We start from the raw sequence: 23,465 nt of genomic DNA, 5'->3' as shown, positions 1-23,465 counted from the left end.
TTATTTAAATGCTTCTATAAGCACATGCTGTGAATTGTGTGCTTCCTCACCCTCTTGAACATGCGTACGAATCCAACGCCCATCACTCTGAAGCAACCAAGCTTGCTGATTATCTTTTAGATAATTTACTAAACCTAATTGATAAATACGCTTTTTCAAGGCTGGATCTTCAATTGGGAAACAGGCTTCCACACGGTTAAATAAATTACGATCCATCCAGTCTGCACTTGAACAGTAAATCCGTGCATCGCCATTATTACTGAAATAATAAACTCGGGTATGTTCTAAGAAACGGCCAACAATAGAACGTACACGAATATTTTCAGACAGCCCCGGTAAACCTGGACGCAAACAACAAATAGAACGAATAATTAAATCAATCTGCACACCCGCTTGTGAAGCTTCATACAGTTTATTGATCAACTGAACTTCAGTTAATGCATTGACCTTGACAATGATTTGCGCAGGCTTACCTGCTTTTGCATTGGCAATTTCATTATCAATATAATTGATCAGTTGAGTATGTAAGGTAAATGGCGCATGCAGCAGTTTTTTCAACTTCGCCATTTTGCCCATTCCGGTCAGTTCTTGGAAAATACGATGTACATCCTCACAGAGTTCTTTATCGGTAGTTAACAGGCCATAATCGGTGTAGATACGCGCATTGCCCGCGTGATAGTTACCCGTACCTAAATGTACATAACGCACCAATTTATTATTTTCACGGCGTACCACCAAAATCATTTTGGCATGGGTCTTATAGCCCACGATGCCATACACCACCACTGCACCCGCTTCTTGTAATACATTGGCTACAGCAATATTTGATTCTTCATCAAATCGTGCACGAAGCTCAATTACAGCGGTGACTTCTTTACCATTACGTGCTGCTTCCGCTAAAACTTGCACAATCTCCGAATCTGCGCCACTTCGATAAAGCGTTTGTTTAATGGCCAAAACTTGTGGATCACGTGCAGCTTCACGCAGTAAATTAATTACCGGTGCGAATGATTCAAAGGGATGGTGCAGCAAAATATCTTGCTTTTGCATCGCACTAAAAATGTTTTCAGATTTTTTGAGTACTTTCGGTATAACAGGAATATGCGCGTCATAACGTAGATGTGGACGTTTAAAGTTTGACAGTAAACGTGCAAGGTTAACTGGTCCATCTACTTTATAGAGTTGCTCTTCTTCTAAATCGAACTCATCAAGCAAATATTCATAAATATGCTGCGGACAATTTTCTGTCACTTCCAAGCGAACGGCGCGACCAAAACGACGTGAATTCAACTCACCTTTGAGGGCTTTAGCCAAATCTTCAACATCTTCATTTAAAGCCAAATCGGCATTACGCGTCACGCGGAATTGGTAGCAACCCGTCGCCGTCATGCCGGGAAACAAATCAGAGACATGTTCATGAATAATTGCCGATAGCATCACATGATGCTCTTTGCCACCGGTTAATTCATCAGGAAGCCGAACGACACGTGGCAACGAACGTGGTGCAGGTACAACGGCTAAGTCAATCTGACGGCCAAACGCATCCTTCCCTTCTAAAGTCACAATAAAGTTCAGCGACTTATTCACCAAGCGTGGGAATGGATGTGCGGGATCTAAGCTAATTGGCGTTAAGACTGGAGCAACTTGTTCTTGGAAATATTTTTTTACCCAAGCTGATTGTGCAGGGGTTAACTCACCACGACGTAAGAAGCAAATATCTTCTTCACGCAGTTTGGGCAAAATTTCTTGATTTAAGATACGATACTGACGCTCTATTGCCGCATGCGCTGTCGCAGAGATTTCATCTAATACTTGTTTTGGTGTCAAACCATCTGGACTACGGCTTTCATTGCCTAAGTCTAGTTGCTCCATCATTCCCGCAACACGAATCTCAAAAAATTCATCTAAGTTGCGCGAAAAGATCAGCAAGAAATTCATGCGTTCAAGTAATGGATGTATCGGATCAACCGCTTGTTCGAGCACACGCAGATGAAAGTCGAGAATCGATAACTCTCGATTGATATAACGATCATTATAAGTATATTCAGTTGGTACTTGCGCGACTTCAGCTGCGGTATTCATTTCAAACCCATATTAAAAAATGTGTGCTGTACTCAGTTTAGTATGCTTCAAATTTGTGACAATTTCATAAAAAAAGCCCATAAAGATGAGCTTTTTGTTGTAATTCAAATCGCTGCCATGCCATTTGACAAGTGTTTAGATCGTTCTTAATCTGGGATATGGCTATAACGCATATATTTTTGGATCATGCGCTTACGATAATTTAGCTTACGATCTTGTCGATTTTCATCATAATATTTTGGATTGGGTAAAATAGCCGCAATAAATGCCGCTTGCTCTCGGCTTAAACTCCGTGAACTTTTACCAAAATAGTGCTGTGTTGCAGCTTCTACGCCATAGATGTTGTCCCCAAACTCAACCGAGTTGAGATATACCTCTAAAATGCGTTGCTTCGTCCACATGCGCTCCATCATCCATGTTGCAACGGCTTCCTGTCCTTTGCGGATAAATGAACGCTTATTATATAAAAATAAGTTCTTTGCCAATTGCTGAGAAATGGTGGATCCGCCTGCAACCACTTTGCCTTTATCTTTATTGCGTTCTAAAGCATTTTGCATGCCTTCCCAATCAAAACCTTTATGTTGTAAAAACTTGCCATCTTCAGCGGCAACAACAGCATGTTTGACATAATCACTGATTTGGTCGTAATCACGCCATTCGTGTTTAATCGGTTTGGATGGCTCAGACCAATAATCTAAACGCATCATCATCGTCGATTCCACAGGATGCGTACGCCACCACACTAGACTACCAAAGATCCAAAGCTGCACCAAAAGCACAAGACTGACAAGAATTAACAATGTACGAACAATAAAGGCTTTCATGTCAGTGTGTTACTCCAGAAATTCTGTTTTTTCATGTTAAGCTTATTTTTAAATATTTTGACACAGTACAAGAATAGCATGTCTGAACTCAGCCCTCCTGCTGTATCAACCCGTAAGCTGCAAATCCAACTGTGGTGGATCACGGCACTCTTAATTACCATCAATGTTGGACTCTTTGGCTGGCAAGTGTTGCATGGAATGAACGTTAGCCAACCCGACACACTGGATGCTTTGCGTTGGGGTGCTGATTATGCACCTTTAACCTTTTTAGAGGAACCCATCCGCTTATTCAGCAGTATGTTTTTTCATTTTGGCCTGATTCACCTGATGTTGAATATGTGGGCTTTGTATATTTTTGGCAGTGTTGCCGAGCAAATGTTAGGTCGTTTCTACTTCCTCGGTCTGTATGTTTTAGCCGGACTGATGGGAAGTTTATTGAGTGGGTATTTAACCATTCAAGACAGCTATGCTTTATTGGCCGAAGGTGCAGCCAATCAGCAGCTTTTCCCGAGTATTGGTGCAGGCGCATCGGGTGCAGTGATGGGACTGGGTGCCGCGCTGACGATTATTTCGCTGCTTCCCATGTTACCTAAACAGCAATTTTATCTGGATAAAAAAACCTTATTGATGGTGATGGGCATTAACCTCGCGATGGGCTTTATGATCAGTGGGATTAATAATGCCGCGCATATTGGCGGCATGTTGATGGGCGCTGCCTTGGCTTTCATTTGGTATGTGGGACAAAAATTACATCAATCCCTGCTCATTCAAATCATCGGTCTAATCGCCGCAGCTGTCGGATGCTATCTGTTTTATCTGCATTGCCAACAATTAATCCAACCGATTTTACCGCTTTGGGAACACTTTATCCTGCTGATGAAGCAATCTCTCGCAGCACGTTAAACAGTGGAATGAACCCAGTGGCTATCAACACCGACATGTTGAAATCATGTCTAAAACCCAACTACGCACTGGGTTCCTGCTCCGCTCTTAACTTGCTCGGCTGCTAACCATCTCCACCCTTAACTATTTAGTTCACGCAAGCTTTCTAAGGGTGGGATGTCGCAAAGATAACTTAAGCGATAACGTCCGATCAATGTACAGACTAAGGTCATTACCAGTGGGAGGATCAACCAAATTTCTGCATGTAGCTGGATGACCAGTTCCATTTTATAACTGACAATCGCACTGATCACTTCGGCAAAAATACACGCTACAACACCTGAAATTAGCCCCATCAATCCGACTTCCAAACTCAGCATCGACTTTAATTTTTGCTTGGAACTGCCGAAGGAACGCAGTAATGCCACTTCTTTTTTACGTTCATCCATAAATAAGTTCAAACATGCAACCAAGACCATAATACCTGAAATACTGACCAACAGCGCCAAGATGGTAATAATCTGAACCAATACGCTGACGATGCGTTTGATCTCATCCAAAATCAGGCTGACATCAATAAACACGGTATTTGAAAACTGTTGAATCAGACCAATCAGCTGATTTTTATCTTGCGGTGGAACATAGAAACTCCCCAAGTAACTGCCGGCATTTTCATCCATGGTTTTGGGAGAAAAAATAAAGAAGAAGTTTGGACTAAAACTTTCCCACTCCACACTACGAAGGTTAATTACCTTGGCTTGTAAAATCCCTTCAGGAAGGCTAAAACTCAGTCGATCTCCAATTTGAATACCCAGCTCCTGTGCGGTTTTCACCTCTACCGATACTTCATTGACCTGTTGAAAGTGCTGACTACCCACGATGATTTGATTATCTTTTGGAAAAGTTGCGGCCTGCGTTAGATTTAATTCACGGCGTAATGAATTATTGCTTTTAATTAAGGCATCCGAAAAAGGGAGATCATTTTTGGCAACTAAACGCCCACGAATATTCGGGTACATCGGCGTCCCTTGCCAACCATGCAGCTTGAGTTGCTGATTAAAATCCTGCAACTCAAATGGCGGTAACCCATAGACAAATTGGTTAGGTGTCCCTTGTGGCAATTGTTGTTGCCAACGTTCCAGCAAATCTGTACGCAATACCGCTAAAACCGTGATCAGGCTTAGCCCCAATGCTAATGCGGTAATTTGAAATGCCGTTTGATACGGTGTGCGTATATACGCTGAGATTTTCGTCCCCCAACTTTTCAAGGCCTTTAAACTGAGCCAGACCATCATATATAAGCCGATACACAGGAAGATGATTGCGCAAATCAGCCACAGGGTGAGTTGTAAATTTTCAGTTAAAACCACACAAAACACCACCAAACTGAGTGTGCCGAAACTGAGCATCCAAAGCATGGAACGTACAGAACGCTCTTGTTGTCGTATCACTCGTGCCGGCGGTGTCCCTAATAATTGCCAAAGACTTGGAAGAACAAATCCTAATAACACAATCGTACTGGTGAATATTGCAATTGGAAGCGGGCCAAGCAGCATAGACAGGGCTGAAAACTCTAATTGTAAATTTGGAATCAGCTGTAGCATCAGTTGCAATAAACCATAACCCAATCCCAGACCAATCAAACTTCCAAACAGGATTGAAAGCCCGAGTACAACCAACAGTAAAGCTAGATAAGCACTTAATATTTGCTGTTTGGTCGATCCAATACAGCGCATCAGTGCAATGGCATCTTGATTTTGTTGTACATAGCGCTGGCTGGTTAATGCGATGGCGATGCCACAAAGTAAAATAGTTAAAATATTGGCCAGTTGTAAAAACGTTTCTAGGTTGGCAATCGGCTTCATCAAGCGGGTATTGCCTTCACTGGCATTTCTCAGTTTTAAACTGCTTTGAGCTGCATCTTGAACCTGCGCATGATCTGAGTTAGCAGCACGGTCTTCGCTTTGATCACCAAATTTCTGCTTATAGAGCTTTTCAAAGCGCTGGGTATTTTGTGCATCTCCAGCCATTAACAGGCGATAATCAATCCGACTCCCGACTTGAATGGCATTGGTTCTCGCCACCTCAGACTGCGCAATCATAACTGTCGGTGAAAAACCACTGAAGCCAAGCTCTTGATTGGTATCATGAATGATTTTGGCACTGACTTGAAAAGCAGCATCAGCAATATTGATCTGATCTCCAACCTTAACACCCAACAAATCCATGGCACGCGGACTTAACCAAACCTCACCTGCTTGTATGGAGCGGTTTAGTTTCGGTTCTGTTTCGATTTCACCTCTTAATGGAAATGCGGCATCAACGGCCTTGACATTGACCATGACAAATTGCTGATCAGTGTGCGCCATGCTGCTAAATAGCGTGACATTCGATTGTTTTAATTGCTGTGCTTTGGCTTGTTGTTGCCACTCTTGTGGAATTGGTTCATTGGCTGTCAGCACCAAGTCTGCTGCCAACATTTCAGCAGCTTGTAGCGCTACAGCATTTTGAATTTGTACATTGCTAAACTTTAAAGCAGTGGTGGCACTGATCGCCAAGGTCAGTGCGATCAATAATAAATACACACCCGTGGTTTTAAAACTCAGCTGTAAGAGTGGTCGAAACAATGCCAAAAGATTCATGCAGCATCTCCTGTTCGATGCTCAATCAATTGACCATTGACCAATTCAAAGTGGCGCTGACATTGACGGGCCAAATCGGGATCATGCGTCACCAATACCAAAGTGGTTCCCATTTCACGATTTAACTGAAATAACAGTTGTTCAATTTCCTGTGCCGTTGCACTGTCTAAATTACCTGTTGGTTCATCTGCAAAGATCAGATCGGGTTCACTCACCAAAGCACGGGCAATCGCAACCCGTTGCTGCTCACCACCCGATAAAACTTTGGGAGCTTGTTGCGCTTGGCGTTCTAGTCCGACCTTTGCTAACAGTTTTAATGCTTTTTCTTCTGCGGCTTTGACCTGAAAATTTGCTTGTAGCCGTAGCGGCAGCATGACATTTTCCAGAGCCGTTAAATGTGGCAACAACTGGAAAGACTGAAAGACAAATCCAATATGAGCCAAACGGACTTGAGCACGCTGTTCTTCATTTAATACATGAATATCTTGACCACAGACCCGTAATTGTCCCGAACTGGCCTGATCTAGTGTTGCCAAAATACCCAACAAGGTGGATTTACCTGAACCAGAACGACCAGTAATCGCAACTTGTTCCCCTGCAAAGATTTCAAGATCGAGTTGTTCAAAGATCGATAACTGTTTTTGTGGAAGTTGTATCTTTTGTGTCAATTGCTGTGCAGAAATAATCGCCTGTGGCATGATGTCAACATCTGTCGTGAGTTGGGTCATATCTTCCCTATATGCAAAATCGCATTCAAAATAATCGTCTATTGAGTTACTTGCTGGCTATTGCACTGATGTTCTGCCCGATGCTGCTCTCTGCCAAAACCATTATGATTTTGGGCGATAGCTTAAGTGCGGGTTATGGTGTTTCAGTGCAGCAAGGTTGGGTTCACTTATTACAAAAACGTCTAGACCAACAGTATCCGAAACAACATAAAGTGGTCAATGCAAGTGTCAGCGGTGAAACCACCAGTGGTGCTTTAGCGCGACTCCCCAAACTCTTGCAGACCCATCGCCCAGACCTTGTGGTGATTGAGTTAGGTGGTAATGATGGTTTACGCGGACAGCCCCCTGCACAAATTCAAAAAAACTTAGAGCAGCTGATTCAAAAAAGCCAACAGGCCAAATCGAAAGTCATTTTATTTGGAATGAAAATTCCACCGAATTATGGCAAGGCATATAGCCAAGCTTTTGAAAATAACTATCAAGTATTGAGCCAACAGTATAAAGTCAAATTATTGCCTTTCTTTATGCAAGGGGTGGCTGGGCATAAAAACTTGATGCAACAAGATCAGATTCACCCAAATGCCAAAGCGCAACCAATTTTGCTGAATAATGCTTATCCATTGATCAAAGCAAACTTATAAATTTAGTGGGTGAAAATGGATTCGTTAAAAAAGGCGCTTCATTTGAGCGCCTTTTTTTAAATCTTGTATTTACTGTAGTTTGCTTAGAAATCGTAGAAGCTTACTTCACCCGTTTCGAGTGAATACTCAGCGCCCACCACTTTTAATTTGCCTTGCGCAATTAAGTTTTCGAGGACTGCTGAACCATGACGCAGTTGATTTACTGAGGCAAAAACGTTTGAACGTACTGCATGCATTGAAAGTTTTTCGAGGTCATCTTTCAATTCAGTTTGCATGAGTATTTCTACAGATGGACGAACGCGGTTCACAATCGACATCAAGTTCGCTGATGGTGGCGTCGCTGGGTTAGTTAAAGCTTCAATCGTAGAATGAATCGCGCCACAGTGTGTATGGCCCAATACAATTACAACAGGACAACCGAAGCTTTCTGCTGCAAATTCCACGCTACCGACTTGAGACGGTGCCACAATATTACCTGCAACACGAATCACGAATAAATCGCCTAAGCCTTGGTCAAATACCATTTCAGCAGGAACACGTGAGTCTGAACACCCTAAAATAATCGCAAAAGGTTCTTGGCTTTCGGCCATTTCAGCACGTTGTTGATGCGTCAAAAGCTTCGGGTGATTCGTTTCACCGTTTACAAAACGTTGATTCCCTTTCTTTAAACGATCTAAAGCTTCTGCTGCTGCTAGCATGTTCTAATTACCCTTATCCGAAGTTGCAATATTTTAATCCCAGTCGAATCGATTGTCACTTGCAAAAACAATTGCTGTGAATTTTTTCTACGACGATGCATCTTGATAGAAAATGCTACTCCACATTCATCAAAAAAAATTATTTTTTCTGTAATGGTTCACATTATTAAAACGCAAGTTTAACCACGTCAAAAAAGCAATGGATGACAAAGGTCATTTTTAATTTACAATATATTTCATAAATATACGCTTTCGCTATTTCAGCCCATTCTGATAATAGTCATATAAATGATCTAAAAAATATCTCGATTCGATTTAACTGGGGTAAACGTCAATGAAAGGACATCATTCACGCGTTTTTGGCTTTTTCAAGCTAGCAACAATTTGCTGTATGACGTTTACTGCCAACCATGCTTTGGCTGCAAATCCGTCTCCCATCAGCAAAAACTTGGCCGTACCCTCTATCGTGCAAAACTATTTGAGCCAAGAACGTAAAGCGGCTGGTTTAGTTACACATAGCGTTCAAGTCGGCAATGTGAATTGGAGTTATAGCGAAGGCGGTCAACGCTCTAAACCTACCATTTTGCTGATTCATGGTTTAGGCGGCACACGTGATAATTGGAATCGTGTTGCGCATTATTTAACACCGAACTATCACGTGATTATCCCCGACCTACCGGCCAATGGCGATACGCATGTCCCTGTCGATTTTGATGTCTCAGTGCCGAATGTCACGGAACAACTACGCCAGTTTGTCCTTAAAATAGATATTGAAGATAAACTGAATGTTGCAGGTCACTCATTGGGTGGTTCCATTGCCACGGTATATGCCTCTCAATATCCCTTTGATACCCAAAGCCTATTTTTACTCAACAGCGCGGGCATTTATAAACAGGCCAATACCAGTTATACCCGCGACCCGTATAAACTTAAAAATTTAATCGTTTCAAAACCGGGTGATTTAGATGATGTTATGCATAAACTCATGCAAAATCCGCCCAATGTTCCAACACAGCTTAAAGAAGCGCAGGAAAATATCTTAATTGCGCGTGCGCCCTTCACCAGTAAAATGATCGATCAAGTCGTCACACTCAATCGAATCTACACCCCTGAAACTTTTGCTCGATTAACACGAACGGTGGAAGCACCAACCCTGATCCTTTGGGGCAAACAAGATAAAATCTTTAATGTTGAAGTGGCTGGCGAACTCAAGTCTTTACTGAAACGTGCAGAAACCCCTGTAATTTTAAATAACGTCGGTCATATGCCAATCTTAGAAGCCGAACAACAAGTTGCAGACCATTACTTACCTTTCCTTGCGAAAAGTCAAAAGTTTAAAAATCCTTTGGTAGATAAACTGATTCAGTTAAACTGAGCATTCGCCATTTTTAGATACCCATCACTGGGGCTTCAGGGAAAGTATGCAGAAAAACCCGATGATTGAGCAGTTGATTGACGCTCAACTGAACTTTTTAGATCAGAGCTTTTCACACAATGATACCGTAGCCACTGAATTCACCCATTTTTATCAATGGTTTCGTAAACAATCTTTGCAGCAAATTTGGAGTTTTGATCAAATCAATGCCTTGTTGCAGAAACAAATTATAAATACCCCTGCAAGTCAATTTCTAATTGAGCAAATTGCTGAACATATCAAATTTGCACTGATTCACCCTGCAAATGACAGCACTACGATTGCCGAAATCATTCCAGTGTTGACCATCGATAAAATTGCACAGTATGTGGCAAGTAAACAGGGACATCGTCAGCGTTTAATTCATACCATGGTCAACAATCCTGCATTTTCAGCCATGATCAGTCAATTGATTCAACATGCGATACAAGATTATTTAGATAATTCGGTGATTGCAAAATCGGTCCCCGGTGTTTCACGATTTATGAAAATGGGGAAATCGGTACTGGAAAACGTCACAGATACCAATTTAGATAATGCGGTCAGTAAATATTTGCAAAAGAATATTTTAAAGCTCAGTCAAATGAGTGAAACCGTGTTAAATCAGCACTTTGATGATCATAAGCTGTACCATTTTCAAGCCAATTTGTGGCATAAAATAAAAGCGCTGCCAGTTTCGGTATTAAAGAACTATGTTGAAGTTCAGGACTTGCCGCAAACAGTTGCCATGGGCCATGAAATTTGGGACTTTATGCGACAGTCTGAGTATATGAAACAGCAAGTGCATGATGGCGTATACGCTTGGTACGTGCGTAATGCAGAACGCCCTTTTGATTTATTGCTGCGTGATTTAAATATTGATGAAGCACTGATTCAGCATGAACTTCAAAACTTACTCAATCCAATCGTACAACAGATGATAGAGTCGGGTTATATACGTGAGCGTTCCCGTCTGTATTTAGAACAGTTTTACTACTCAAGTGAAGCACTGAAAATTTTAAATATCCAAGCATAAAAAAAGCCGCGTTAAGCGGCTTTTCTTTTGGAACTACTTAGAACTGGTATTTCAAACTTGCATAGTAAGCTCGACCCGGCTCGTTATATGTTTGGTTGACCGTTTTATCACGCAGTTTTTGCTCATCAAATAGGTTATTCACACCGATACGAGCACTCAAGTCCGCATTAAATTTATAACCAAAGTTAATACCTGCAATGCCATAACTTTTCACGCTATCCATCGCCAAGCCATCTTTGCTTTCAAGACTGGTTTCTGCATATTGACGTGGCTTTTGACGACCATATTGGGTATAGACAAAGTTACTGTCTAATCGATCCGTGATGTTGTAGTTCAAAATAGAGTTCAGTGTGTAATTCGGAATAATCGAAAGCGGATTACCAGTACGTTTATCTTCAGAGTTGATCATATAAGTAACGTTATTGGTCCACGTGATATCACCCCAGTCCAAAGAAATACTTCCTTCAACACCTTCCACCAAGGCTTCTGGCGTATTCATCCAACGCAGTACATTATATGTTGTACCATTTACTTCTAGTTCTTCTAGACGCGTATCCCCTGCAACGATCTTATTTTTATAATCATTACGGAACCATGCAAAGCTTGCATTCACGATATCTTTTTCGAACTGTACACCTAATTCTTTATTCACTGAAGTTTCAGGTTTGAGATCACCATTACCTTGTAATAGACATTGGCTCAGCCCAATCGGACAGCCATTACCGCGAGTACTTAACAGATAACCTTCCGCATTTTGGTACATATTAGGTGCTTTATACGCCTTAGCCACACCACCTTTTAATGTCCAATAGTCGCCAAGCTTTTGCGTAATATTGAGACTTGGACTCCAGCTATCACCCGATTTACTATGATTATCGTAGCGCAGTGCCAAAACGACATCGGTGCTTTCGCCCAAGTTCATATTGTTTTCAATATAGGCCGACGCAATCCGTGAATCCATGTGTGAACGGTCACCTGAAATCAGCGCATCACCAAAACCGCCTGCGCCAGCTTGTGTATTAACCGTATCGGTAAAGTCATCTTCAACCCATTCAGCGCCTAAAGTTAATACCTGTGGAACATACCATTGGAACGGCAGATTGGTTTCTGCATTAAGACGAACGGTTTCTAGATGTGACGTTTGTTTATTTTCAAGATTATTAATCTGTCCCTCTGTACTACCGCCTGTACCTTCAGGTAAGCGCTTATTTTTGGTTTTGTCATATTGCGCTATGATTTTACTGTCACCCCAACCCCACGTACCTTCATGGGTTAATGCAAAACTATCACGATAAATGGTATTGGTTTCTTCACCGATTAAAGCCGATAAGATTGGCGCTTTATTTGGATCCGCTGGATCAAATACACTGTTTTGACTGTCACCTGCAAAACGGTTACCTTGGCGGCCAACACTTGCGTCAAACATCAAGACTTGTTGATCGTTCAACTGCCAAGCCAAGCGCCCTGCGATATCTTTATTTTCAACGCCTTCTCGACCCGCCATACGCGCGCCATTGTCCATTAATGCATTAATATCCGCAGCATCTGAATCGGTTTTGTTATAACTACCGTATAAACGATATGAAAGGACATCTTTGAGAATTGGCCCGCTTAAGTTAAAGCTTTCACGGTGACTTGCACCCTCTTTAGCGTCTTCAGGCTGATTGGTAAAAACTTCCACAGAGCCATGCACTTCATTGGTCACTTTCTTGGTTTTAATATTGACCACACCACCCATCGCACCTGAACCATAACGCGCTGCTGCTGGACCACGCAGCACTTCAATCGATTCAATGGCATCTGCAGGTACCCAGTTCGAATCGCCACGTGTATCACGCTCACCGCGCCAGCCATAACGTACTGAGTTTCTCGAATTTACAGGCTTGCCATCAATTAAGATCAACGTGTTTTCAGGCCCCATACCACGGATATCAATCTGACGGTTATTACCACGTTGCCCGGTGGCACTGTTACCAGTCAAATTCACACCCGGCATACGGCGCACATACTCTGAAATATCATTCACAACCGGCATTTTTTCTAAATCTTCTGCCGTAATTTTTGAAGCACCTAATGATTGTTTAACCTGTTCTGCTGCAGTAACAACAATGGTTTCCATCTTCGTTACGGATTCGTCTGTTGCTTCAGTTTGCACATCTTCTGCATGCGACAAACTTACCAATGCACAGAGTATTGAAAGTGTAAGCGTTGATTTTAATAGTTGTTTGGTCATTGAGTGCTTCCAAATGAACGTATTTATGGAGAAATCTAGAATAATGTGTTGCACATTGTAACCACCACAAACAATATTGCAATTAATTTTAATAATCATTCTCACTTATATTTGTGATATAGCTTATCATTTTGATGTAAAAACCCTAGAAATATCTAAAAATCTTCGTTTTTTTGATTTAGACAATAAAAAAGCCGCAAGGTTGCGGCTTTTTATAAAAATACTGAACTTATTTGAAATAAGCACCTTCAGTATTACTGTGATCCGTTTGGTCAACAACGCGCATTAATTCAGGTACATGCTGCTTCAATGTTGTTTCAACACCTTGTTTCAAGGTTAAATCGATTGAAGAACAACCTTGACAACCACCACCGAATTTAAGCACTGCAGTTAAACCATGTTCTGCATCTTCAACCACTTCTACCAGTGCACAGTTACCACCATGACCTGCAAGGCCAGGGTTAATTTCTGACTGTAGAACATAAGTGATACGCTCTTCTACAGAGGCATCTGGACCCACACGTGGCACTTTTGAGTTTGGTGCACGGAATGTTAACTGACCACCAAAACGGTCTTTGTTATAGTCAATCACCGCATCCAAAAGATATGGAATAGACGGTGTGTCAATAAATGCAGGGAAATCTGGATAGTCTTGTTTATAGTCTGTAGGCACAACTTCTTCTGGTGCACTGTAAGCCATACAACATTCAGCACGTGGCGTACCCGGATTTTCCACAAAAACACGTACACCAATGCCCGGTGTATTTTGTTTATCCAAAAGATCTTTCAAATACTCTTGGGCATTTGGAGTGATCAATAGGTTTGGAATTTCTTCAGCAACTGCTGTGCTGTTGTTCTCAGTCGACATTACAATATTTCCTCAAGCTGAAGTCGCTATTTTAACTTAAGATGCGGGGCATTAGAAAAAAATCAACTAAAATTGTCGGAATTATTCTGAAAGTTCACGCTTTAAGCCGTTTTAATGGCATTATTGAGCATAAATTTTAACAAGTAGAATAGTCATATATGTTGGGTCTACCCTTTAACCACACCGTGACCATTATCCTAATTACGGTGGTAATTTCACTGATTGCATTTTCAAATCAGAAAGTGATGAATCGTTTGTTATTTTGGCCGCCAGCTCTCAGTCGTGGCGAGTATGACCGATTTATTAGCCATGGTTTTATTCACGCAGATGGTGCGCACCTATTGTTCAACATGATTACCTTATTTTTCTTTGGTAGCGTGATTGAAAGTTTTTATCGCCAATATTTCTTCGACATGGGCTTTGTGCTGTTTTATTTAGGCGGCTTGATCGCGGCGATTATTCCGAGTTATTTAAAACATAAGCATGATACCCATTGGGCAAGTTTAGGGGCTTCTGGGGCGGTGTCTGCGGTACTCTTTGCTTATATCTTGTTTGAGCCGTGGAAACTGATTTTTGTATTCTTTATTCCTGTTCCTGCGATTATTTTTGCCGTGCTATATGTGGCTTATAGTATTTGGTCAGGTAAACGTGGCAACAGCAACATTAACCACAGCGCACACCTTTGGGGCGCAGCGTATGGTGTAATCATGACGATTATTCTTGAACCGAAGCTCATTCCACATTTCTTAAGTCAGTTATTAAACGTTCCTTTCTAACGTTAAGTCTAAAAAATCAGTCTGATTTAACCAGTAAAATGACAGCCTAAACCGTTTCAGTTTAGGCTTTTTTATTGTGCTGCGTTAAATCGAAATGTCCTTTAATTTTTTTCTTTAGCCAGTTTCCCACATCTACAACACCGCACTTTGAATATCGAGCTATACAATTTCACAGCAGATTGAAACGCTATCTATCCTTGCCCTGATTTAAACTGAAATGACACAGAATAAAAAAGGGAAAATTCCAATGAAAATAGTCCTGATGTTCTCAAGTTTGCTGTTGACCTGCGTGTTGAGTGCTTGTGCCGTTCACACCCGTGAAGGCAGTATCGTCGTCGACCCAGATCGTAATCACTATCCTTACAATTACCCAGATCGACATGGCGACTCTTGCCCGCCCGGACAGGCTAAAAAAGGCCGTTGTTGATTTGCCGTTACTGATTTAATGTCCTCTTCTTTCAAGCCTTCAAACCGAAGGCTTTTTCAATTCCGACAATAAAAATTGACGCTGTATATTCTACGAAAGTTCACAAAAGCACATGACAAATCATATAAATCTGGCACTTTATGCCACCCTATTTTTTAATTTGGCATAGATAATGTATACATCTGTATATTAATGACAAAATTAGCTGAGATATTTTGCATGTCGAGTTCAACTGAAGGTCTTCAATTTCCCATTTCGGCTTCAAACCAAAAGCCGAGTACATCTAAAACTGGTCGTGAAATTATCGCTGAAGCCTTAGCTGCAGTTGACCATCACTCTTCTGTACGTGCAAAACAAGAAAAAAACTGGCGTAAAAAATATCCTGAATATTTTAAAGCCTTGGTTGAACAAGGGATTCAATCATCTGAAGCCGCGATCAACATTGCTGAGCAAGGTTTAAATAAAGCGCATCACGTCTTTGAGTTTTATCGTGATCAAGAAAAGTATACGCTCAAAGATGCAGTAGCTTTGACTGCACATCCGCTGCATACCGTGAAATTAAAAGGTGAAAGTGACGCAGCGCCTGAGTGGTATGTGCCCTATCATGGTCAAAAACTTCAAGGTGAGGCTTTACTGGCTCAGATTCAAAAATGGCAAGATGCTGGCATTATTGAAGCAAGTCATGCCGACGCATTACGTGAAGCCATTGCACACCCAGAATGGTTCGATTTGTCAGATCGGACTATGGTGCTTTTTGGTGCTGCCTCCGAAGCTGGCCCACTGACGTGGTTAGCAAAATGGAAAGCCAATATTGTGGCAATCGACCTCAATAATGAACGTGTTTGGGATCGAATTTTAAGCACGGTTCAATCCGGTAATGCCACTTTATATGCACCAAGTCTCGACGCTGTGCATGAAGACACACCCATTCAAGAACTAAAACACAAATTGGGTGCCAATTTACTGACACACATTCCTGAAATTGCACAATGGCTTGCACAAAGTGAACATCAACTAGATCTAGCTGCAATTGCCTATTTAGATGGTGAAAAGCATGTTCGTGTTGCAATGGCCATGGACAGCATCATGGCCTATGTCAGCCAGCAAAAAGCCGACACCAGCTTGATGTTTATGTGTACTCCGACCGATGTCTATGCGGTGCCAGAAGAGATTGTTACGGCAGCGCAAGCCAAATTCCAAAACCGTGCTTCTGCACAAAAGCTTTTGACGCAAAGCATTGCGAAAGTCACAGGTCAGCATTTCTTTAAGCAAAATAATGAGCAAACCACCACAGCAGACAATGGAAAATCCTATGGTATCGCTGACTGTTTGGTGGTGGAACAAGGTCCTAACTACGCACTTGCAAAACGTATTCAACAATGGCGTGCAACTGTGGCACGTCAAAATGGTCAGCGGGTTAGTATCAATATTGCGCCATCCACCACAACTCGCTCAGTGACGAAGAATCCATTATTAAAGGCCGCATTTAATGGTGCGAGTTTATTTGATGTGGAATCCTTCCAACCTGAAACCACCAATGCACTCATGGCAGCTTTATGGATTCACGACTTGAGAAACCCTCAATCGGTTGCTAACCCTGAAACGGCGCTAGACCACCCATTAGAACTCATGATGCATGGTGCCAACCATGGTGGCTTATGGCGTGTGGCTTATTTGGCGCGTACTGCCTTACCTTTTGCAGCGCTGTATGGTTTTGCTGAAGAGAAATTGCCCGTGAAAAAAGTATTGGGACTGTTTAAAAAAGCGTAACTGCATTGGTTCAAATAAGTGTTGAACTTTGCAAAGCTTCAACTCGCTAGTTTGATTGTTCTAATTCAGCTCTCAGTCATCCCATTAAAATCGGTGATGTCTGAGATAAAGCCATAAGAAAACGCTGCCGAAGCAGCGTTTTTTTATACCTAGAATTTGAGTTGCTTAGAACACTTTCAAGAATAACCAGTACAAGCAACCTGATAGACAGATCGTTGCAGGTAAAGTGAAGACCCAAGCCGATAGAATGGTCTTCACTGTTGCAAAGTTCAGACCCGATTTATTCGCGACCATGGTACCTGCAACCGCTGAGTTAAGTACGTGTGTAGTCGATACAGGCATACCAAAACCATCCGCAGCAGCAATCGTTGACATAGCAACAAGCTCGGCAGACATACCTTGACCATAGGTCATGTGGTTTTTACCAATACGCTCACCTACAGTCACGACAATACGTTTCCAACCCACCATGGTGCCAAGACCCAGTGCCAATGCAACAGCGACTTTCACCCATGTTGGAATGTACTGTAAGAAGGAGTCTAAGTGACTACGATATTCCTTCACAGTCTTTTGTTCAGCTTCTGCCATTGCTGGTAGTTGTTCAGCTTTATCTAGACGTTTAAAAGCAGTGGTACTTAAGTACATATCATTACGAATTGAAGATACTTCTTGTTCAGGAATATCTTTTAAGTCGCCATACTGTGCAACACGCTCACCTAAATGATCCGTCAAACTTGCCAAAGCTGGCACAACTTCTGGGCTGACTTCTTTGGTTTGAATGTATTTGGTGAGTACATCACGTGCTTGTGCATCAGGAATATCATTATGCTCTGCATAGATCGCAGTCGCAGTTTGTGCAGATAACTGATGGAAAGATTGAATATGTTGATTATCTAAGTTCTTATTCAGTGAATAAGCCAATGGCACACATCCGATTAAAATCAGCATGATCAGGCCCATACCTTTTTGACCATCATTTGAACCGTGCGCAAAACTTACACCTGTACAGGTAAAGATCAAAATTGCACGAATCAATGGTGGTGGCGGCTTATTGCCTTCTGGTGGTTGAAACAGTTCAAGCTGTTTGCGGAAAATACGCTTCACCAACAAGAAAACGAGAGCCGCAAATGCAAAACCAATCAGTGGCGAGAACAATAACGCCTTACCGACTTTAAGCACCTGCTCCATATCTACACCGCTCGCACCACCGCCTGCATTTAACAGGTAGTTCATGATGCCAACGCCAAGAATGGAACCAATCAAAGTATGCGAACTAGACGCTGGGATGCCTAAGAACCAAGTCCCTAAATTCCACAAAATCGCTGCGATCAACATAGCGAAAACCATGGCAAAGCCAGCACCTGAACCGACATTCATAATCAATTCAACAGGTAACAAGGCAATAATGCCGTAAGCAACTGCACCACTGGCAACCATTACACCCAGAAAATTACAGAAACCCGCCCACATTACTGCAACCGGTGCTGACAAGGCGTTGGTATAAATCACTGTTGCCACTGCGTTTGCAGTGTCATGGAAACCATTTACAAATTCAAAGCCAAGTGCGATGAATAAGGCTGTGCCCAATAAAATCATTGAATAAAGACTTAAAGGCGGAACATGCGCTAAATCGGCAGTCACCTGAAAACCAATATATATCAACGTTGAAATAATCAGCGTTAAAAATACCGGCATAAAGAATTTCGGTGTAGGCACATGAACATTCGTGGACTTTTGAGGAGTCGACGTGTGCGCTGAATCTACGGGAGTTTGTTTAGAATTCATGCAGGCAGGAATAGAGGATTTTAAAATCCCCATATTGTTCAATTTAATTATGACAATTATATGACAAAGCGGTGTCATATAAAGCAATTTTTCATGCTTTATTTGTTTTTTTTAAGTGTTAAAAACCGACTCCCCTACTCTATTTTCATAAAGTAAATCAGTTATTTAATCTACGTATTTAAACTTTATTTTCTTTGAAACCCAATATTTCAACTTATATTTCATCTGTCATCTTTTTTTGTCATTTTGCATAGCCCTAATGGATGTTTTTTAATCTTGCCTGAGCAATATGACAAATTCATGAAGCTTTCCATACATTTATATGAAATTAACAAGTTGCAATATTGCTCATTAATTCAACAAGCTAATAATTGCGCGCTGTGAAGATGATTGAATATCAATAAAACTGCAATGAATTCTGTTAATATATTTGCCGATTTTATATTCCATCGGATTGGGGTTATTTATGTCCACGCTTGCCACCCTAAAAGAGCTGCTCGCTCAACGGATTCTGATTATCGACGGTGCAATGGGCACCATGATTCAGCGTCATAAACTCGAAGAAGCTGACTACCGTGGTGAGCGTTTTGCAGATTGGGCATCTGACCTCAAAGGCAATAATGACCTATTGGTGTTGACTCAGCCGCAAATCATTCAAGGCATTCATGAAGCCTATCTCGATGCTGGTGCAGACATTATTGAAACCAACAGCTTTAACGGCACAAAAGTTTCAATGTCTGACTACCACATGGAAGATTTGGTATCAGAGATCAACCGTGAAGCAGCGCGTATTGCCAAAGCCGCTTGTGAAAAATACTCAACACCTGAAAAACCGCGTTTTGTGGCAGGTGTGCTTGGGCCGACTTCACGCACTTGCTCGATCTCGCCAAATGTAAATGACCCAGCATTTCGTAACATTACTTTTGATGAGTTAAAAGAAAACTATATTCAAGCTGCGCATGCCCTGATTGAAGGCGGTGCGGATATTCTACTCATTGAAACTGTATTCGATACCTTAAACTGTAAAGCTGCCATTTTTGCAGTGAAAGAAGTGTTTAATCAGCTTGGCTATGAATTGCCATTGATGATTTCAGGCACGATTACCGATGCCTCTGGCCGAACTTTAACTGGCCAAACTGCTGAAGCGTTCTGGAACTCTGTGCGTCATGGTGACTTATTGTCAATCGGCTTTAACTGTGCCCTAGGTGCAGATGCCATGCGTCCGCATGTAAAAACCATTGCTGACGTTGCTGATACTTTTGTTTCGGCGCATCCGAACGCTGGCTTACCAAATGCCTTCGGCGGTTATGATGAAACCCCTGAAGAAACAGCTGCCTTTATTAAAGAATTTGCAGAAAGTGGCCTGATTAACATCACTGGCGGCTGCTGCGGTACAACGCCGGATCACATCCGTGCTATTGCCAATGCCGTAAAAGACATTAAGCCACGCCAAGTGCCAGAAACCAAACCCGCTTGCCGTTTAAGCGGTTTAGAGCCGTTCAACATTACAGAAGATTCGCTGTTTGTAAACGTCGGTGAACGTACCAACGTGACAGGTTCTAAAAAATTCCTACGTTTAATCCGTGAAGAAAACTTTGCCGAAGCTTTAGAAGTTGCACAGCAGCAAGTCGAGGCCGGTGCTCAGATTATCGACATCAACATGGATGAAGGCATGCTGGATTCAGAAGGCGCAATGGTGCACTTCCTGAATCTTGTAGCCTCTGAACCTGAAATTTCACGTGTGCCGATCATGATTGACTCATCTAAATGGGAAATCATTGAAGCGGGCTTAAAATGTGTACAAGGTAAAGCGGTTGTTAACTCGATTTCCTTAAAAGAAGGCTATGACGAGTTCGTTGCAAAAGCGCGTTTGTGCCGTCAGTATGGCGCTGCCGTGATTGTAATGGCCTTTGATGAAAATGGTCAGGCCGACACTGCTGCACGCAAAAAAGAAATCTGTAAGCGTTCTTATGATGTATTGGTGAATGAAGTGGGCTTCCCTGCTGAAGACATCATTTTTGACCCGAACGTGTTTGCAGTCGCAACAGGTATTGAAGAACACAACAACTATGCTGTGGACTTTATTGAAGCGACTGGCTGGATTAAGCAAAACTTGCCGCATGCGATGATTTCAGGCGGTGTGTCTAACGTATCGTTCTCTTTCCGCGGTAACGAACCAGTCCGTGAAGCGATTCACTCCGTGTTCTTGTACCATGCCATTAAGCAAGGCATGACCATGGGTATCGTCAACGCTGGTCAAATGGCGATTTATGACGATATTGACGCTGAACTGAAAGCTGCGGTTGAAGATGTGATCTTGAACCAAAACCAAGGTGAAAGTCAGCATGATGCGACTGAAAAGCTGCTTGAAGTGGCTGAGAAATACCGCGGTCAGGGCGCTGCGCAAAAACAAGTTGAAAACTTAGAATGGCGTGAGCTTCCAGTTGAAAAACGTCTTGAGCATGCATTGGTTAAAGGCATCACAACGTTCATCGATGAAGATACTGAAGAAGCGCGCTTAAAATCAGCTCGTCCTTTAGATGTGATTGAAGGTCCGCTGATGGACGGCATGAACGTGGTGGGTGACTTGTTCGGTTCGGGCAAAATGTTCCTACCGCAAGTGGTGAAATCTGCACGTGTCATGAAACAGGCTGTAGCTTGGCTGAATCCGTTCATTGAAGCGGAAAAAACAGCTGGCCAATCTAAGGGTAAAGTCCTGATGGCAACCGTGAAAGGTGACGTACATGACATCGGTAAAAATATCGTGGGCGTGGTGCTGGGCTGTAACGGCTATGACATCATCGACCTTGGCGTGATGGTGCCTTGCGAGAAGATTCTGCAAACTGCGATTGATGAAAAAGTCGACATTATTGGTCTATCAGGTCTGATCACACCGTCTTTAGATGAAATGGTTTTTGTTGCGAAAGAAATGCAGCGCAAAGGCTTTAATATTCCATTGATGATTGGCGGTGCAACCACATCTAAAGCACATACAGCAGTAAAAATTGATCCGCAATATTCAAATGATGCGGTGATTTATGTTGCCGATGCATCTCGTGCGGTGGGTGTAGCAACAACTTTACTTTCTAAAGAAATGAAACCGAAGTTTGTTGCAGAAACCCGTGCTGAATATGAAAAAGTCCGTGAGCGTATTGCCAATAAACAGCCAAAAGCGGCCAAACTGACGTATGCTGAATCTGTAGAAAATGGCTTAAAAATTGACTTTGCTGCCAATGCGCCTGCGAAGCCAAACTTTATTGGTACGCAAACGCTGACCAATTATCCATTGGAAACTTTGGTTGAATACTTTGACTGGACACCGTTCTTCATTTCTTGGAGTTTAGCAGGTAAATTCCCTGCTATCTTAACTGATGAAGTTGTAGGTGAAGCAGCAACTGACTTGTATGAACAAGCACAGACCATGCTAAAAGACATCATCGACAACAAACGTTTTGATGCTCGTGCTGTGTTTGGTATTTACCCTGCAAACCGTTCAGCAGCGGATTCGGTTGAAGTGTATAGCGAAGATGGTCAATCGGTTACGCATACCTTCCATCACATTCGTCAACAGTCTGATAAAGTGACAGGTAAACCGAACTTGTCATTAGCGGACTTTGTTGCGCCTAAAGGTGTTGCGGAAGATTACTTGGGTGGTTTCACGGTATCCATCTTTGGTGCGGAAGAAATGGCAAATGAGTACAAAGCTAAAGGCGATGACTACTCTGCAATTCTTGCGCAATCTTTAGGTGACCGTTTTGCGGAAGCGTTTGCGGAGCATTTGCATGAGCGCATCCGTAAAGAGTTCTGGGGTAACCAAGCGTCTGAAACCTTAAGCAATGAAGAATTGATTAAAGAGAAGTATGTGGGCATCCGTCCTGCACCGGGCTACCCTGCTTGTCCTGAGCATTCTGAAAAAGCGCCGTTGTTTGATTGGTTAGGTTCTACCGATAAAATTGGTACGCAATTGACGACGAGCTTTGCAATGTGGCCGCCTTCATCTGTCAGCGGTTTCTACTATGCCAACCCTGAAAGCCAATACTTTAATGTGGGTAAAATCGCAGGCGATCAGCTTGAGGATTATGCGAAGCGTAAAGGCTGGACTTTAGATGAGGCGAAGCGTTGGTTAGCGCCAAATTTGGATGATTCAGTTCAGTAATTAGTTTGAAAAAATCCCCTCTAATGAGGGGATTTTTTATATTTGAGTTGGAATTCGTAAATATTTATCTTTAAGTCTTTCTATTTGCTTTCTAGGAATTCCCATACAACTATCTAGACTACCTACTTCGATTCTCTTTAAATTAAAAAATTTAAAAGTGTAGCGGAGCTTAGGATGATAATTAATAATTTTATATCTTCTAAAAACATCTTTATCTATATCCAAACTAATCAGCTGGTAAAAATTAATATTTTTTTCTAATACAGGATGAATGAACAAATAATTATCTAAGGAAAAATCAACAGAATCATCATAATTCTTATTTGATAATAGATTATTGATGAAATCAACTCTAGTTCCCTTTTGAGATCCTGTATTGCATCTAGGGCATGATAAGTGAACCGTACCGGGTTTGTCGGAGACATTTTTATTTAAGTTAGGCCACGTGACCTAACGGGTTAATCTTATCATAGTACATTGCTTCAAACTCAAAAGGCGATACATAACCCAATGCGCTGTGTACA

At 42.0% G+C, this 23,465-nt stretch carries 16 protein-coding genes; 8 read left to right on the top strand and 8 right to left on the bottom strand.

All coding sequences use genetic code 11. From position 1 onward, the window contains the following. On the bottom strand, positions 1-2,082 hold the full coding sequence (ppk1, locus tag FTV38_RS00080) for a polyphosphate kinase 1 (protein WP_180020640.1): 2,082 nt from the start codon (positions 2,080-2,082) through the stop codon (positions 1-3). A 146-nt stretch (positions 2,083-2,228) separates the two neighbouring features. Continuing rightward, positions 2,229-2,906 carry a monofunctional biosynthetic peptidoglycan transglycosylase gene (gene mtgA / locus FTV38_RS00075; RefSeq protein ID WP_078193019.1) on the bottom strand — a complete coding sequence of 226 codons (678 nt, stop codon included), beginning with the start codon at positions 2,904-2,906 and terminating at the stop codon, positions 2,229-2,231. 78 nt (positions 2,907-2,984) lie between these two features. On the opposite strand from mtgA, the gene FTV38_RS00070 reads away from it, so the two are divergent. After that, positions 2,985-3,809: a rhomboid family intramembrane serine protease gene (locus FTV38_RS00070; RefSeq protein WP_180020638.1), complete on the top strand. Its 825-nt coding sequence runs from the start codon at positions 2,985-2,987 to the stop codon at positions 3,807-3,809. Between the two features lie 119 nt (positions 3,810-3,928). Here FTV38_RS00070 and FTV38_RS00065 read toward each other — a convergent pair whose 3' ends face one another. Together FTV38_RS00065 and FTV38_RS00060 are read right to left on the bottom strand one after the other, a co-directional pair. Then, positions 3,929-6,430, bottom strand: a complete 2,502-nt coding sequence (locus FTV38_RS00065) for an ABC transporter permease (RefSeq protein WP_180020636.1) — start codon at positions 6,428-6,430, stop codon at positions 3,929-3,931. Continuing rightward, a complete protein-coding gene (locus FTV38_RS00060) occupies positions 6,427-7,158 on the bottom strand; it encodes an ABC transporter ATP-binding protein (RefSeq protein ID WP_180020634.1) in 732 nt (243 codons plus the stop codon). Before FTV38_RS00060 ends, FTV38_RS00065 begins: the two co-directional genes overlap by 4 nt. Positions 7,159-7,169: 11 nt before the next feature. On the opposite strand from FTV38_RS00060, the gene FTV38_RS00055 reads away from it, so the two are divergent. Further along, positions 7,170-7,799, top strand: a complete 630-nt coding sequence (locus FTV38_RS00055) for an arylesterase (protein ID WP_180020632.1) — start codon at positions 7,170-7,172, stop codon at positions 7,797-7,799. Between the two features lie 83 nt (positions 7,800-7,882). On the opposite strand, the gene FTV38_RS00050 is transcribed toward FTV38_RS00055, so the two are convergent. Beyond that, positions 7,883-8,497 carry a carbonic anhydrase gene (locus tag FTV38_RS00050; protein ID WP_078189941.1) on the bottom strand — a complete coding sequence of 205 codons (615 nt, stop codon included), beginning with the start codon at positions 8,495-8,497 and terminating at the stop codon, positions 7,883-7,885. Between the two features lie 334 nt (positions 8,498-8,831). Here FTV38_RS00050 and FTV38_RS00045 point away from each other — a divergent pair, with 334 nt between their 5' ends. Together FTV38_RS00045 and FTV38_RS00040 are read left to right on the top strand one after the other, a co-directional pair. Then, entirely contained in the window at positions 8,832-9,872 is a 1,041-nt protein-coding gene (locus FTV38_RS00045; protein WP_373423849.1) for an alpha/beta fold hydrolase, read from the top strand. 46 nt (positions 9,873-9,918) lie between these two features. Beyond that, complete coding sequence (locus FTV38_RS00040; protein WP_180020630.1) at positions 9,919-10,926, top strand: hypothetical protein; 1,008 nt, start codon at positions 9,919-9,921, stop codon at positions 10,924-10,926. A gap of 37 nt (positions 10,927-10,963) precedes the next feature. Here the strand turns inward: FTV38_RS00040 and FTV38_RS00035 are convergent, their stop codons facing one another. Both FTV38_RS00035 and nfuA read right to left on the bottom strand, forming a co-directional pair. After that, the gene (locus tag FTV38_RS00035) at positions 10,964-13,159 is read right to left on the bottom strand and encodes a TonB-dependent siderophore receptor (RefSeq protein ID WP_180007445.1); all 2,196 of its coding nucleotides are present in this window, start codon (positions 13,157-13,159) and stop codon (positions 10,964-10,966) included. 229 nt (positions 13,160-13,388) lie between these two features. Next, positions 13,389-14,027: a Fe-S biogenesis protein NfuA gene (gene nfuA, locus FTV38_RS00030; RefSeq protein ID WP_078189947.1), complete on the bottom strand. Its 639-nt coding sequence runs from the start codon at positions 14,025-14,027 to the stop codon at positions 13,389-13,391. A gap of 158 nt (positions 14,028-14,185) precedes the next feature. Here nfuA and FTV38_RS00025 point away from each other — a divergent pair, with 158 nt between their 5' ends. From FTV38_RS00025 to FTV38_RS00015, 3 genes are all read left to right on the top strand, one after another. Beyond that, positions 14,186-14,803 carry a rhomboid family intramembrane serine protease gene (locus FTV38_RS00025; RefSeq protein WP_111884441.1) on the top strand — a complete coding sequence of 206 codons (618 nt, stop codon included), beginning with the start codon at positions 14,186-14,188 and terminating at the stop codon, positions 14,801-14,803. A gap of 247 nt (positions 14,804-15,050) precedes the next feature. After that, complete coding sequence (locus FTV38_RS00020) at positions 15,051-15,230, top strand: hypothetical protein (protein ID WP_180020925.1); 180 nt, start codon at positions 15,051-15,053, stop codon at positions 15,228-15,230. A gap of 219 nt (positions 15,231-15,449) precedes the next feature. Beyond that, positions 15,450-17,000: a hypothetical protein gene (locus tag FTV38_RS00015; RefSeq protein ID WP_180020628.1), complete on the top strand. Its 1,551-nt coding sequence runs from the start codon at positions 15,450-15,452 to the stop codon at positions 16,998-17,000. A gap of 165 nt (positions 17,001-17,165) precedes the next feature. Here FTV38_RS00015 and FTV38_RS00010 read toward each other — a convergent pair whose 3' ends face one another. Further along, entirely contained in the window at positions 17,166-18,785 is a 1,620-nt protein-coding gene (locus FTV38_RS00010) for an inorganic phosphate transporter (protein ID WP_180020626.1), read from the bottom strand. Positions 18,786-19,251: 466 nt separating this feature from the next. On the opposite strand from FTV38_RS00010, the gene metH reads away from it, so the two are divergent. Beyond that, on the top strand, positions 19,252-22,941 hold the full coding sequence (metH, locus tag FTV38_RS00005; protein WP_180020624.1) for a methionine synthase: 3,690 nt from the start codon (positions 19,252-19,254) through the stop codon (positions 22,939-22,941). The last annotated feature ends 524 nt before the right edge of the window (positions 22,942-23,465 follow it).

The organism is Acinetobacter sp. YH16044, assembly GCF_013417145.1.
GTDB classification, from domain to species: domain Bacteria; phylum Pseudomonadota; class Gammaproteobacteria; order Pseudomonadales; family Moraxellaceae; genus Acinetobacter; species Acinetobacter amyesii.
Note: the sequence above shows the minus strand (reverse complement) of the source record. Positions and strands in the feature narration are given on the sequence as shown.

What these genes read in the sequence shown, in the direction of transcription:
- ppk1 (WP_180020640.1), bottom strand. Translation starts at nt 2,082, where the DNA reads ATGAATACCGCAGCTGAAGTCGCGCAAGTACCAACTGAATATACTTAT.
- mtgA (WP_078193019.1), bottom strand. Translation starts at nt 2,906, where the DNA reads ATGAAAGCCTTTATTGTTCGTACATTGTTAATTCTTGTCAGTCTTGTG.
- FTV38_RS00050 (WP_078189941.1), bottom strand. Translation starts at nt 8,497, where the DNA reads ATGCTAGCAGCAGCAGAAGCTTTAGATCGTTTAAAGAAAGGGAATCAA.
- FTV38_RS00020 (WP_180020925.1), top strand. Translation starts at nt 15,051, where the DNA reads ATGAAAATAGTCCTGATGTTCTCAAGTTTGCTGTTGACCTGCGTGTTG.
- FTV38_RS00025 (WP_111884441.1), top strand. Translation starts at nt 14,186, where the DNA reads ATGTTGGGTCTACCCTTTAACCACACCGTGACCATTATCCTAATTACG.
- FTV38_RS00070 (WP_180020638.1), top strand. Translation starts at nt 2,985, where the DNA reads ATGTCTGAACTCAGCCCTCCTGCTGTATCAACCCGTAAGCTGCAAATC.
- FTV38_RS00015 (WP_180020628.1), top strand. Translation starts at nt 15,450, where the DNA reads ATGTCGAGTTCAACTGAAGGTCTTCAATTTCCCATTTCGGCTTCAAAC.
- FTV38_RS00060 (WP_180020634.1), bottom strand. Translation starts at nt 7,158, where the DNA reads ATGACCCAACTCACGACAGATGTTGACATCATGCCACAGGCGATTATT.
- metH (WP_180020624.1), top strand. Translation starts at nt 19,252, where the DNA reads ATGTCCACGCTTGCCACCCTAAAAGAGCTGCTCGCTCAACGGATTCTG.
- FTV38_RS00035 (WP_180007445.1), bottom strand. Translation starts at nt 13,159, where the DNA reads ATGACCAAACAACTATTAAAATCAACGCTTACACTTTCAATACTCTGT.
- FTV38_RS00055 (WP_180020632.1), top strand. Translation starts at nt 7,170, where the DNA reads ATGCAAAATCGCATTCAAAATAATCGTCTATTGAGTTACTTGCTGGCT.
- FTV38_RS00010 (WP_180020626.1), bottom strand. Translation starts at nt 18,785, where the DNA reads ATGAATTCTAAACAAACTCCCGTAGATTCAGCGCACACGTCGACTCCT.
- FTV38_RS00045 (WP_373423849.1), top strand. Translation starts at nt 8,832, where the DNA reads ATGAAAGGACATCATTCACGCGTTTTTGGCTTTTTCAAGCTAGCAACA.
- nfuA (WP_078189947.1), bottom strand. Translation starts at nt 14,027, where the DNA reads ATGTCGACTGAGAACAACAGCACAGCAGTTGCTGAAGAAATTCCAAAC.
- FTV38_RS00040 (WP_180020630.1), top strand. Translation starts at nt 9,919, where the DNA reads ATGCAGAAAAACCCGATGATTGAGCAGTTGATTGACGCTCAACTGAAC.
- FTV38_RS00065 (WP_180020636.1), bottom strand. Translation starts at nt 6,430, where the DNA reads ATGAATCTTTTGGCATTGTTTCGACCACTCTTACAGCTGAGTTTTAAA.